This is a genomic window from Streptomyces sp. NPDC004539, assembly GCF_040610055.1.
Classification (GTDB): domain Bacteria; phylum Actinomycetota; class Actinomycetes; order Streptomycetales; family Streptomycetaceae; genus Streptomyces.
This window is the reverse complement of sequence record NZ_JBEXLS010000004.1, coordinates 391,272-403,467: the sequence shown is the minus strand read 5'-3', so window position 1 is coordinate 403,467 and position 12,196 is coordinate 391,272. Positions and strand designations below refer to the sequence as shown.

Here is a 12,196-nt window from a genome sequence, read left to right as displayed (position 1 = left end):
GAACCCGCCAGCATCCCCCGACACCGGGCACGAACCTGAAGCCATGAACCCCGCAGAGACCCCGTACACCCCGTACACCGTCAGTCCGATCCCTCCGGCCGTCCTGGAGTCTCTCCGCACCACGGACGACGCCGGCCGCCCCGTACACCCCTACCCCGACCCCGAGGGCGACGCCCCCCTCCGCTGCTGCCTCCGCGACAGCGGGAAGGGCGAGCGGATCGCCCTGATCACCTACGCGCCCCTGCGCCGCTGGGCCCGCGACCCCGGCGCGTACGACGAACAGGGCCCCGTCTTCATCCACGCGACGACATGCGAGGGCCCCGCCGACCCGTCCCCCGCCTTCACCGGCAACCACCGTGTCCTGCGCCGCTATTCGGCGGCCGGACACATCATCGGCGGCGAACTGGTGGGGGAGGACTTCGACGGGGCCCTGCGACGAGCCTTCACCGACCCGGACGTGGCACAGGTCCACGTCCGGTCGGTGGTGTACGGCTGCTTTCTGTACGCGGTGGAAAGGGCTTAGCCCTTCAGCTCCTCCGCCACCAGCTCCGCGATCTGCACCGCGTTCAACGCCGCCCCCTTACGGAGGTTGTCGTTGGAGACGAACAGCGCGAGCCCGTTGTCGACGGTCTCGTCCCGCCGCACCCGGCCCACGAACGACGGGTCCTGCCCAGCCGCCTGGAGAGGCGTGGGGATGTCCGTCACAACCACCCCCGGCGCCGTCGACAGCAGCTCGACCGCCCGCTCGGGGCTCAGCGGACGCGCGAAGCGGGCGTTGAGCTGGAGGGAGTGGCCGGTGAAGACGGGGACGCGGACGCAGGTGCCGGAGACCTTCAGGTCGGGGATCTCCAGGATCTTCCGCGACTCGTTGCGCAGCTTCTTCTCCTCGTCCGTCTCACCGAGCCCGTCGTCGACGAGGTTCCCGGCGAGGGGCAGGACGTTGAAGGCGATGGGCCGCTTGTAGACCCCGGGCTCGGGGAAGTCCACGGCGTCACCGGCGTGCGTCAGCTTCTCGGCGTCGTCGACGACCTTCCGCACCTGCCCGGCCAGCTCCGCGACCCCGGAGAGCCCGGACCCGGAGACCGCCTGGTAGGTCGTGGCGACGAGGGCTTCCAGGCCCGCCTCGGCGTGCAGCACCTTCAGCACCGGCATCGCGGCCATGGTCGTGCAGTTCGGGTTCGCGATGATCCCCTTCGGCCGCGAGGCGATCGCGTGCGGGTTCACCTCGGAGACCACGAGCGGGACGTCCGGGTCCATCCGCCACGCGGACGAGTTGTCGATGACGACGGCCCCCTGCGAGGCGACCTTCTCGGCCAGCGCCTTGGACGTCGCGCCCCCGGCGGAGAACAGCACGATGTCCAACCCGGAGTAGTCGGCGGTCGCCGCGTCCTCCACGGTCACCCCGTCCAGCTCGGACCCCGCCGACCGCGCCGACGCGAACAGCCGCAGCTCGGTCACGGGGAACGCGCGCTCCTTGAGAATCCTGCGCATGACCGTCCCGACCTGCCCGGTTGCTCCGACGATTCCGACCCTCACGGCGACTCCCTGTAGCTGTACTGATGTGTCTGCGGCGTTTCCATCATGCGGCCCACCCCGGTCCGCCTGTCCAATTCTTTGCCCCCGACATCACCCGACATCACCCGACGCCCGCGGACACGGCTCCAGAACTCCGGCCGTACCCCCACTGAGCTGGAGATATTGCCCCCACGGCCCCTTCATGCCGCAAGCCGTCGCGTCCCGCCCGCGGATGTGACGTACGCCCCACCCGGCGATTCCGAACGTTTCCGCGCCCTCCCGCGTCGTAGAGGAAACGCGGCAAGGGGAGGGGTGTCTGTGCTGCGCAGATCGACGCGCCGCGCGCAGCGGGGTCAGGACGACCCGCTGGACGCGGCTCAAGAACGCCGGGTCAGAGCGGTCCTCGCGCTCGGCGGAGTACCGCAGGCGGACCTGCCGGACGGGGTGCAGCAGGTCCGCCTACGGCTCCTGGAACGCGCGGCGAAGGGGTACGACGCACCGCGTGACGTCTCCGCGTGGGCGGCGGTCGTCGCCTCCAACCTCGCGATGGACTGGCACCGGGCGAAGCGCCGCCAGGAACGCCTCGGTGAACGCCTCGCCGCCCTCCGCCAGTCCGCCCAGCCGTCCGGCGAGGAGACGAGCGTGCTGTCCCTGGCCGTCGCCCAAGGGCTCGACCAACTCCCCGACGCCCAGCGCCAGGTGGTGATCCTCCGCTTCTACGCCGACCTCCCCGTCGCGTCCATCGCGGACGAACTCGGCGTTCCCGAGGGCACGGTGAAGAGCCGGCTGCACACGGCGGTCAGGGCGCTGCGCACCCGGCTGCACGAGGACGAGGTGGTGTGAGATGACGGACGACGACGCGCTCATGTACGCGATCACCGGGGAGCCGGCGCCCGACGACACCCCCGAACTCCGCGCGGCACGCGACGACATCGCCGTACTGCGCGCCCAACTCGCGCTCATCGCCGATGAGTTGGACGACCCACCGGTCGTCGTCCCACTGCGCCGACGCCCGTTGAACGGCCGGCTCGTCCTCGTCGGCGTCGCGGCGGCCGGTGTCCTCGGGCTGCTCGGCGGCGGGCTGGCGCTCCTCCCGAACACCGCCGGCGACGCGAGCAGCGCCTCGGACAAGGCGGTCTCCTCGGCGGCGGAGGACGGCACGATGACCCCGGCCCCGCAAAGCCCCCTCACCGACCCCGAGTACCTGGCCTGCGCCGCGACGGTCGTCGAGGGCACCGTCAGCGCCGTACGCCCCCTGGCGAGCGGGGAGACGGCGGTGACCCTGAAGGTGACGCACGCCTACAAGCCGACGCCCGGACCGGCGGACGTCACCTTCACCTTCGGCCTCAAGGTCACGATCGTCCGGGGCACCCCCGTCCTCGTCGCCCTGCGCCCGGACACCGCCTCCCCGGACGACCTGTTCGTGGGCACCCCCGACATCACCGCCCAACGCCCCGCCCTCACCCGCGCGTTGGCGGACTCCCGCGCCCTCACCTGCCCGGACTGACGCACGCGAAAGGGCGGGCACCCTTCCCCAGGTGCCCGCCCTCGTCTCGTCGGTACCGCCTACTCCTGGTCGTCCCAGACCCAGCTGCCCTTGTCGTCGCCGTTGGGGTCCGTCGGCTTGCGGAGAGCGTCGAGGGGGTCGGCCGCGACGGCCTGCCGGCTCTGCTCGGGCGCGCTCTGCTGGGCGACGGCCAGCGGGAGCGCGAGGGTCGCGGTGACGGCCAGGGCGGCCAGGGCGGTGCGGACGGCTCGGCCGGTGATTCGTCTCATTCTCTGCCTCTGCAATTCTTCGTTCCGGGTGGGGCGGCGAGTGCCGGCGCCCCCGGGCGGCGAGCGTGTGCCTGACACGATCATCGTGGGACGACCGTGCCCCTGTCATGTGCGTTCACTGGCCTCAGCAGGCCATGGCAGTCACATGCCAAACACGTCATGCGTGATCACGCGACCCGGCCGCCCCGCGGTTCCCCGTACAGATAACGGTCCGGACGGCAGTCGCCCAGCTCCCAGTCCGGCAGCAGCCCCGGCACGCTCAGCCAGTCCGCCCAGCCGTCCCGTGCCCGGTCCAGGGCCTCGTCCAGGCTGCCCGCCTCCACGAACGTCATGCCGACCAGCCGTCTGCCCCAGCGCGCCATCGAGACGTGCGCGATGCCCGGCCGGGGGTCCGCCCTCGTCCGTTCGGCGACAGCGTCCAGCCGCCGGTCGCTGGGCATCGCGACGGGCGCCGAGGGGAGGAGAACGACCTTGACTGCGTACACGGGCCGACCTTAGGCACGGGCTGTGCATATATCGGCGGCGCCAAGGTGTCAGCCCCCGGTCATGGCAGGGAGCGGCCAGGAAGTTGATCCTTCACTCACAACCGGCCTCTCCGCCACGCACCACCGGCCTCGGCGCCACGCGCCACCGGCCCCGCCGCCCCTCACAGCCACCCCCTCCGCACCGCCTCCGCCCCCGCCTGGAACCGGCTCTGCACCCCCAACCGACGTTGCAGCTCAGCGGTGTTGCGCCGGACCGTCCGCAGCGAGACGCCCATCTTCCGGGCGATCCCCTCGTCCGTCAGCCCCGCCGCGAGCATCTTCAGCAGCGCCGCCTCCCGGTCCGTCGGCGCCTCCTCGGGAAGGTCCGCCGGCGCCGAGCCGAGCGGGACGGCGTTCTCCCAGACCATGTCGAACAGCTCCTCCAGGGCCCGCACCATCCCGGGATAGCGGATGAGCAGTGCCCCCTTGCGGCTGTCGTCGATGTCGATCGGGATCACGGCGGTCGTGTGGTCGGAGAGGATCATCCGCATCGGCAGCGCCGGCACCGTACGCGTCTCGCCCCCGCGCGACGCCAGCCAGTTCGCGTACTCGACGGTCGGCTGGTCGTTGCGGACGCTGTCGAGATACACCGTCCGCATCCGCACCCCGCGCGAGAGATGCTGCTCGTCGAGAGGCCGGCCGGCCTCCAGCGCGGCGGCGCTCAGCGCACCGCCGGGTACGAATGTCCGGACATCGATGCGTGCCTGATGAGCCAACTCCATCAGCCGCACGCGCACCGCGTCGACCCCTTCGAGCCGCTCCACCCCGCTGTCCACCCGGTGCGCCGCCATGTTGGCGTAGTCCGAGGTCAGCGCGGCGAGGGTGGCCCGCTCCCGGGACAGCCGCGCGCGCTGTTCGTCCAGTTCCGCCTCCCTGCGCTGGAGCAGCGGCGAGAGGACGATTTCCGGACTCACGGGAACGAACTGGTGGCCCGCGGCCTCATGCAGCAGGGAGAGTTGCGTCAGACGGTCGAGCGCGCCGCGTACGTCCGCCTCCGTGAGGCCCGTCTCGCGGGCGAGGTCCTCCAGGGTCCAGGAGGGGTGCAGCAGCAAAGACCGGTAGACGTCGTGGGTCGACTGGTCGATGCCGATGGTCTCCAGCATGGCTCCCCCTGCGCGGGCCGGTCTGCGGCCGAGATCTGTCGGTGGCGTGGAACTGCCGCTGACGGTATCCGATCCTCGATTTCGCCGTACCTGCGTTCGAGTCACCCGGCGTGACCTCTTGGCATCTCCCGGCCATGGCCACGGGGTGCCACAACCAGAATCCCCATTCGGTACTCCGCCCCGCCTAATGTCATTGATCGCCGGGCGGTGCTCCCTCGGGGGAGGGCACCGCCCGACACTCAGACTCCGGCCGGCGCCTCACGGGGGTGGGCGTCGGCCGGAAACGACGGGGGGAAGGCAAGAGGCGGGCGTTCTTGGGGGAACGCCCGCCTCTTCAACTCAGGTCGTTGCTGACTAACCCACGACCTTCTCGATGACGACGGTCCCAACCCCCGCGGCCGTCCCCCGCGCATTCACCAGCCGAACCTCCCCGAAGAACTCCCGCCCCTCAGGCCCGGCGGCCTTGACGAGCACGTTCCCCGAGATGGTCGCCGACGCGCCGCTCGCGATGGAGACGGTGGCCCCCGTGTCCACGGAGACCGTCCCCAGCGCGGACGAGAAGTACACGTCCTTGTACTGGAACGTCGTGGTCCCGGCAGGCACGCTGTACCCGTCCACCACGATCGTGTACGTCCCGGCGGCCGGCGACACGATGCTCACCGACTCCTCGGAGTCACCGTCGGCGGACTGGGCGACCTGCACCCCGTCCCGGTACACGGTCAGATCGAGGTCGGCGGCGGCATCGGAAACAGACCCGATGGACACGTCGAACCGCTCAACTCCGGCCGGCACCACAACGGTCGACGTCTGAGACGCACCGTGCGCGATCGTCGGCGTCCCCATCTTCACCGACCCCAACGACCCACCCTCCAGCTTCGCCGAGAGCGGCGCGAACCCGTTCGTCACCTTCCAGTCCGCGACGACCGGCGTACCGACCTTCGCCTCGGGCAGCGTCCGCACGGCCGGCGCGAACTCGGTCCCGAGCACGGCCACATCGAGCGTGTACGGGTTGTCCAGGTACGGAGACGTACGCCGCGACTCGACCTCGATCTCCCACACCCCCGGCGTCGGGTTCGGGTAGGTCCGAAGGTCCGGGCGGCAGTTGTTGGGCACATCGGGGTTGGAGTAGTCGCTGTAGCAGTACACGGTCGACGAGTCCTCGACCGGCACCCCGAACGGGTGCAGCGAGATGAACCGCGTCTGGCTCTTGTCCTTCAGCCCGCCGAGCGCGACCTCAAGCGTCTTCGCCCCCTGCGGCACCGTCACGAAGTACGAGTGGCTGCTGTTGCGCTGCACGCTCGTCGCCTTGGAGAACGTGTACGACGGCGACGCGAGCGCCTTCGACACGACGACGGTGGAGAGGATCTGCCGGTCCACGCCGACGGTCGCCCTGTCGTCCAGTTCGACGATCGCGCTGTGAATCCCGGCCGACTTGGCCTGCGCCTGCACCTTGAGGGTGACCGGCGTGTTCAGCGGCAGCTTGACCCGCTTGCCACTGAGCAGCTTGAACGTCCCGTCGTTCGTGACGAGGGAGACGCTGTGCTCAACGGCCTTGGCGGGACCGGAGGTCCGGGTGACGACGACGTCGTACGTCCGCTTCTCGCCGGTCTTCAGGCCGCCCTCGCGGTCGTAGATGCCGGTACCGAAACCGGGCTCCTTCAGCGAGCCCGAGAGGGCCGTGCTGACCGGCGCCTTGACGGTGTAGTCGTGCGCGGTGGCGCCCTTCTTGATGGCGTCCCACGCCTGCACGATCCGGATCAGCCCCGCGCCCTGCACGTGCGCGGGGACGTCCTTGATCTCACGAGCGGTGCTGGTGAGGGCGGTTCGCAGTGTCAGCGGCGACAGCGCGATCTTCCGCTGCTTGGCGGCGGACAGCAGCAGCGCGCTCGCGCCCGCGGCCTGCGGCGACGCCATCGACGTACCCTGCAACATCGCGTAGCCGGGCGGCAGTTGGTAGCCCGCCTCGGCGACCGGCGAGCCCGGAGACCAGGTCTGCATCGTGTTCACGGCGGCGCCCGGCGCGACGAGCGTCGGCACGAAGCCGCCGTCCTCGCGCGGACCGGCCGAGGAGAACGGCAGCATGGCGTACTTCTTGCTCACCTGGGAGCCGTAGTTGGCCGCCCAGGTCTCCTTGGAGATGGACGCGCCGACGCTGATGACCTTGTCGGCGAGGCCGGGGTCACCGATCGTGTTGGTGCCGGGGCCCTCGTTGCCGGCGGCGATGACGAGCTGCACGCCGTACTGGTCGATGAGGCGCGTGTAGAGCTGCGCGCGGGCGTTGTTGCCGTCGTTCAGCGGGGGCAGGCCGCCGATGGACATGTTGACGATGTCGACGCCGCGCTTGGTGACGAGGTCGATCATGCCCTCGGTGAGCGCGACGTTCGTGCAGCCGCCGGTCCAGGTGCAGGCGCGGGACGACACGATCTTCGCGCCCGGCGCGGCGCCGTTCATCTTGCCGCCGAACAGGGAGTTGGCGGCGGTGATCCCGGCGACGTGCGTGCCGTGACGGGACTCGACGACGCCGATGTTGACGTAGTCGGACTTGCTGCCTGCGCCGTTGAAGACGACGTCCTTGCGGACCTCGACGACGAACGGGATGCGCTCGGCGATCTCCGTCTTCGGGTCGTCGGTGCCGAAGTACCCGATCTGGAAACCGTCCTTGTACGGCTTCAGCGCGGTCTCGTCGGTGAAGTCGCCGTCGTTGTCGAGGTCGACGCGGACCGTGCCGGCGGCGGCGTCGTAAAGGACGCCCCACACATCGGTCTTGTCGCCGTCGCGGTTCAAGTCCCCTGCCATGTCGCCGCCAGTGGTGACGGACTCGGCGAAGGTCTGGAACCGGAAGTTCCCGGCGGGCGCCTTCCAGGAGCGGCCTGCGGCGGTGAACGTGGGCCCGGCGACAGGGGAGTTCATCCGCAGCCAGGTGCCGTCGCGGTCGACCACCGGGTCGGTCGCGGTGACCCAGTCGACGATCTTCCGCTCACCGGTCGTCGTCTTCTGGAGCGCCGGGTGGCCGAGGTCGACGCCGGAGTCGAGGACGCCGATGGTGACGCCGCGGCCGTCGTACGTCGGGTGGTCCTCGACGAAGGAGACGGCGCCGGTCTCGAAGGAGGGGTTGTACGGGTTCGTCGCCGGGGTCTTCTTGCCCGGCGCGGCGTAACTGCCCGTCTGGGACGGGGACTTGTCCTTGGAGGCGCCCGGCGTCGGGTCGTCCAGCGCGATCTCCTGGCGGAGGTCGATCGCCTGCACGGACGTGAGCTTGGACGCGGCGGCGATCGCGGCGTCGGCCTTGCCGGTGGGGACCGTGGCGCGGACGTACCCGAGGGCGTCGTCCTTGCGGCCGACGAACCCGCCGTCCAGACCGTCGAGCTGCTTCGCGACCTGGGAGGTCTCGCCCGGGGTGGTGGCGACCATCATGGTGACGGTCTTGTCCCCCTCGGCCTTGGCGTCCACGAGGGCCGCCGCGTCGTCCGCGCCGAGCTTGTCGCCCTTGTCGTCCTTCTCGGGAGCGGTCTTGGGGGCGACGGTGGAGTGCTGGTCGGCGGCGAACGCCAGCGGTACGGGGCCGGCGGCCGACAGCGCGGCGACGAGCCCCGCCGCCACGGCTATTCGGGCCGTACGTCTGTGGGGGGTGTGGGTCATGGGCATCCCTAGGTGATGTTTTGGAACAGAAGTGATCCCAAGTGATCGCCCAGCTTTACTCACGAGACGATTGTTTGGGGAGGGTTGACCGGGAGGTGGTGGATGTATGGGGAAAACCCGCGATGGACTTTAGGGAGTTGACCGCTACTTCCGGACAAATAGCCCAACAAGACAAGGAGCTGTGAACAGCCTGTGAGGAAAACCCGAAGGACGGCGGCCTACGCCGTGGTCGTCGAGAACGACCGCATCCTCCTCGCCCGCTTCCGCAACCCCGACGGCACGGGCGTCTGGGTCATGCCCGGCGGGGGAGTGGAGCACGGCGAGGACCCGTACGACGCGGTGATCCGCGAACTGCGGGAGGAGACGGGGTACGAGGTGGAGGTCACCGCCCTCCTCGGCGTCCACTCCCGCCGTATCTCCGTCCCCCGCGACGGCCTGCGCGGCCCCGCCGACCACCACGGCATGGCGGTCGTCTACGAGGCGAAGGTGGTCGGCGGCGACCTGCGCCCCGAGGAGAACGGCTCCACGGACCTTGCGGCCTGGCACGACCTCGCGGACCTGTCGTCGGTGGAGACGGGCAGCATGGTCGAGAAGGCCCTCGCCCTGTGGCGCGACCGCCCCGTCACCGGCCATCTAGCCCCGCCGAAACCCGCCGCGCTCCTGGCACTTGAGGCCGCCCTCACCTCCTGCGGCGTCCCGGACGCCGAGTTCACGGTCCGCTGGGACCCCGCCGTACCGGGCGCCTGGACCGCCGAACGCGAGGGCCCGCTCTGGTACGCGATGGGCTCGACGCTCACGCCGGACACCCTGCGCGTCCTCCACGACGACGTCACCCACGACGGGGTCCGCGTACCCGAACTCCCCGAGCTGGTCCGGCGTCTGACCTCAGGTTGACCACTTTTCGCTCAACCGATCCCGAAGGATCAACTCCCCCCGACCCGGGGGCGTCCCTCCCCCCGACCGTGTGATCACGAGCAGGGGGAACACATGAAGACACTCCGCACGACGACACTGCGTACGACGGTCCTGGCGGCGACGGCCCTCACGGCGACGGCGGCCCTCGCGGCCCCCGCGCTGGCCGCCCCGCCGGGGCACGAGGCGACTCGGCGGGCGGTCGAGGGCGTCGTCAAGGAAGGCGTCCCCGGCGTCACGCTGACGGCCCGCACGGACGGCAAGGCGTGGTCGACGACGGCCGGCGTCGGCAACCTCCGTACCGGAAAGCCGCGTTCGGCCGGGGACCACTACCGGGTCGGCTCGATCACCAAGACGTTCGTGGCGACCGTGCTGCTGCAACTGGAGGCGGAGCGGAAGCTGTCGCTGGACGACACGGTGGAGAAGTGGCTGCCGGGGGTGGTGCACGGGAACGGCCACGACGGCAGTCGCATCACTCTCCGCCAACTCCTCAACCACACCAGCGGGATCTACAACTACACGGCGGACGAACAGTTCGGCCGCGACTACTTCCTGAAGGACGGCTTCTTCAAGAACCGATTCACGACTCACCCCCCGTCCTACGCGGTGGGCATCGCCATGTCCCACGCACCGGAGTTCGAACCGGGCACCGACTGGAAGTACTCCAACACGAATTACATCCTGGCGGGAATGGTCATCGAAAAGGCGACCGGCCACCCCTACGGCCAGGAAGTCCGCACCCGCATCCTCAACCCCCTCCACCTCAAGGACACCTCCGTCCCCGGCAACTCCGTCACCCTCCCGCGCCCCGCCTCCCGCGCCTACGGCAAGCTCGCGGAGACGGCCGACGGACCGACCTACGACGTCACGGAACTGAACCCCTCACTCGCGGGTTCGGCGGGCGAGATGATCTCCACCTCCGCCGACCTGACCCGCTTCTACAGCGCGCTTCTGCAAGGCAAGCTGCTCCCGGCCGCCCAGCTCAAGGAGATGAAGACGGTCGACTCCACCTCCGGGTACGGCCTCGGCATCGCCGAAGGCACCCTCTCCTGCGGCGTCACCGTCTGGGGCCACGACGGCGGCATCCACGGCTCCAGTTCCGTCGCCCTCACGACCGCCGACGGCAAGCACTCGGTCGCCTTCAACCTGAACGCGGACTGGACGGGTGACGTTGTGCCGGTCATCGAAGCGGAATTCTGTGGAAACCCCGCCCCGAGCGCAAGCCGTTCGAGTGAATCCGACCTCGCCGTCATCCAGGATCTGGCGAAATAAAACATCCAGTTCATCCGCCGGAAATATCCGTACCGCCTGATATCGGCTAACCCGCACTTACACGGGGATGGCTTGATACATGTGCAAGGCGGGTGAGCGCGAATGCTCCGTGTGCTGTCTGTCTACGAGGGCTTCTTCTCCGGAGGCGCCCGGATCGTCCACAGCGACGTGGTGCTGGGTCTCCGCGAGGGGGGCCAGCACCATCGCGTGCTCAGCATGCACGCGGAGGTCCATCGCGAGGCGACGCGGCAGCGCATGGAGAACGACACGTGCTATCGCCGGCTGACGGCGGCGGGGGTCCCGGTGACGGCGCTGGGCCGCGCGTACGGGGGGACCGATCCGGCCACCTTCACGGGCGACGAGCTGGCCGATACGGCGCGGGCGATGGCCGAAGCGGACGTCATCCTGTCCCTGAAGGAGCAACCGCTGGCGCTCCTCAACCAGGCCGGCCTCCCGCGCCGCCCCGTCGTCGTCGGCCTCCACCGCTCCGACCCCGAGAACCAGTCCCTGGACGAGCTGCTGACCGGCATCGCTGACGGGAAGGTCGCGGCGGCGGTCTGCTGCGCGGAGTCGACACGCTCGGCGTACGAGGCGGCGGGCGTACCGGGCGAGCTGCTCGCCGTCATCCCCAACGGCGTCGACCTGATCCGCTTCCGCCCCGACGCGGCCCGCCGCCTGGCGGTCCGCACGGAGCTGGGCATCTCCGACGCCGCTCCCGTCGTCATCTTCGCGGCTCGTTACGACGGCATGAAGAACGTCCCGCTGTTCCTGCGGGCGGCGGCGGAGTGGCTGTCGCGGGAGCCCGAGGGGCATGTGCTGATGTGCGGGGCGGGGATGAGCGGGGAGAACGGGGCGCTGCTGGCGGAGATGGCGGAGGCGGGCCTGGGTGACGCCGGAGTCCATCTGCTTGGCGTGCGCCGGGACATGGAGATGCTGTACGCGGCGTCGGACGTGGTGGCGTTGACGTCTGCCTGGGGCGAAGCGGCCCCGTTGTGCTTGATCGAAGGCATGATGTGCGGCGCGATTCCGGTGACGACGGACGTCGGCGACAGCGCGTCGATCGTCGCGGGCCACGGCCTGGTCACCCCCTTCGACGCGGGGGCGATTGCCTCGGCGTGGTCGGAGGCGGTGTCGGCGAGGACAGAGCTGGGCTCCGCCCTCGCCGCGAGCCGTGAACGGTTCAGCCGGACGCGGATGATCGCGTCTTACGCTGCGCTGTTGGACCGGGTGAGTGGTCGCGCTACGCGGAGGTCTCGCGCAGGTGCGTGAGGAAGGGGGTCCAGGAGGAGGGGGGGAGGAGGAGGGCGGGGCCGTGGGGGTGCTTGGAGTCGCGGATGCCGATGTTGGGGGCGAGGTTGGCGACTTCAAGGCAGTTCTGACCGGCATCGCTGTAAGACGACTTGAACCAGGCTTGGTCGGCGGCGAGTTCTGGCGCGGTGTATCGCTTGTGCATGG

The 12,196-nt window shown here is 70.1% G+C and carries 12 protein-coding genes; 6 read left to right on the top strand and 6 right to left on the bottom strand.

The annotated features are described in order from the left end of the window. Positions 1-43 precede the first annotated feature (43 nt). Positions 44-523 carry a DUF1203 domain-containing protein gene (locus ABZX85_RS11255; RefSeq protein WP_355865064.1) on the top strand — a complete coding sequence of 160 codons (480 nt, stop codon included), beginning with the start codon at positions 44-46 and terminating at the stop codon, positions 521-523. On the opposite strand, the gene ABZX85_RS11250 is transcribed toward ABZX85_RS11255, so the two are convergent. Continuing rightward, positions 520-1,536: an aspartate-semialdehyde dehydrogenase gene (locus ABZX85_RS11250; protein ID WP_355865061.1), complete on the bottom strand. Its 1,017-nt coding sequence runs from the start codon at positions 1,534-1,536 to the stop codon at positions 520-522. The genes ABZX85_RS11255 and ABZX85_RS11250 overlap by 4 nt on opposite strands. A 297-nt stretch (positions 1,537-1,833) precedes the next feature. Here ABZX85_RS11250 and ABZX85_RS11245 point away from each other — a divergent pair, with 297 nt between their 5' ends. Both ABZX85_RS11245 and ABZX85_RS11240 read left to right on the top strand, forming a co-directional pair. After that, on the top strand, positions 1,834-2,358 hold the full coding sequence (locus ABZX85_RS11245; protein WP_355865058.1) for a sigma-70 family RNA polymerase sigma factor: 525 nt from the start codon (positions 1,834-1,836) through the stop codon (positions 2,356-2,358). Between the two features lies 1 nt (position 2,359). Then, entirely contained in the window at positions 2,360-3,022 is a 663-nt protein-coding gene (locus tag ABZX85_RS11240) for a hypothetical protein (protein WP_355865056.1), read from the top strand. 59 nt (positions 3,023-3,081) lie between these two features. On the opposite strand, the gene ABZX85_RS11235 is transcribed toward ABZX85_RS11240, so the two are convergent. The 4 genes from ABZX85_RS11235 to ABZX85_RS11220 form a co-directional block, all read right to left on the bottom strand. Beyond that, entirely contained in the window at positions 3,082-3,291 is a 210-nt protein-coding gene (locus ABZX85_RS11235; protein ID WP_355865053.1) for a hypothetical protein, read from the bottom strand. Between the two features lie 167 nt (positions 3,292-3,458). Continuing rightward, positions 3,459-3,776 (bottom strand): hypothetical protein, encoded by a 318-nt coding sequence (locus ABZX85_RS11230; RefSeq protein WP_355865050.1) that lies wholly within the window; start codon positions 3,774-3,776, stop codon positions 3,459-3,461. 161 nt (positions 3,777-3,937) lie between these two features. Beyond that, positions 3,938-4,918, bottom strand: coding sequence for a helix-turn-helix domain-containing protein (locus ABZX85_RS11225; RefSeq protein WP_355865047.1), 981 nt, complete (start codon positions 4,916-4,918; stop codon positions 3,938-3,940). 354 nt (positions 4,919-5,272) lie between these two features. Then, positions 5,273-8,563, bottom strand: a complete 3,291-nt coding sequence (locus tag ABZX85_RS11220; protein WP_355865044.1) for a S8 family serine peptidase — start codon at positions 8,561-8,563, stop codon at positions 5,273-5,275. A gap of 186 nt (positions 8,564-8,749) precedes the next feature. On the opposite strand from ABZX85_RS11220, the gene ABZX85_RS11215 reads away from it, so the two are divergent. From ABZX85_RS11215 to ABZX85_RS11205, 3 genes are all read left to right on the top strand, one after another. Then, entirely contained in the window at positions 8,750-9,451 is a 702-nt protein-coding gene (locus ABZX85_RS11215; protein ID WP_355865041.1) for an NUDIX hydrolase, read from the top strand. A 93-nt stretch (positions 9,452-9,544) separates the two neighbouring features. Next, positions 9,545-10,741 (top strand): serine hydrolase domain-containing protein, encoded by a 1,197-nt coding sequence (locus ABZX85_RS11210; RefSeq protein ID WP_355865038.1) that lies wholly within the window; start codon positions 9,545-9,547, stop codon positions 10,739-10,741. A gap of 111 nt (positions 10,742-10,852) precedes the next feature. Then, a complete protein-coding gene (locus tag ABZX85_RS11205) occupies positions 10,853-12,010 on the top strand; it encodes a glycosyltransferase (RefSeq protein ID WP_355865442.1) in 1,158 nt (385 codons plus the stop codon). Here ABZX85_RS11205 and ABZX85_RS11200 read toward each other — a convergent pair. Continuing rightward, positions 11,982-12,194 carry a DUF397 domain-containing protein gene (locus ABZX85_RS11200; RefSeq protein WP_355865035.1) on the bottom strand — a complete coding sequence of 71 codons (213 nt, stop codon included), beginning with the start codon at positions 12,192-12,194 and terminating at the stop codon, positions 11,982-11,984. The two genes, ABZX85_RS11205 and ABZX85_RS11200, sit on opposite strands and share 29 nt — an antisense overlap. Between the last annotated feature and the right edge of the window lie 2 nt (positions 12,195-12,196).

Excerpts from the sequence above, each read along its gene's own strand:
- ABZX85_RS11255 (WP_355865064.1), top strand. The coding sequence starts at position 44 with ATGAACCCCGCAGAGACCCCGTACACCCCGTACACCGTCAGTCCGATC.
- ABZX85_RS11240 (WP_355865056.1), top strand. The coding sequence starts at position 2,360 with ATGACGGACGACGACGCGCTCATGTACGCGATCACCGGGGAGCCGGCG.
- ABZX85_RS11235 (WP_355865053.1), bottom strand. The coding sequence starts at position 3,291 with ATGAGACGAATCACCGGCCGAGCCGTCCGCACCGCCCTGGCCGCCCTG.
- ABZX85_RS11225 (WP_355865047.1), bottom strand. The coding sequence starts at position 4,918 with ATGCTGGAGACCATCGGCATCGACCAGTCGACCCACGACGTCTACCGG.
- ABZX85_RS11220 (WP_355865044.1), bottom strand. The coding sequence starts at position 8,563 with ATGCCCATGACCCACACCCCCCACAGACGTACGGCCCGAATAGCCGTG.
- ABZX85_RS11210 (WP_355865038.1), top strand. The coding sequence starts at position 9,545 with ATGAAGACACTCCGCACGACGACACTGCGTACGACGGTCCTGGCGGCG.
- ABZX85_RS11200 (WP_355865035.1), bottom strand. The coding sequence starts at position 12,194 with ATGCACAAGCGATACACCGCGCCAGAACTCGCCGCCGACCAAGCCTGG.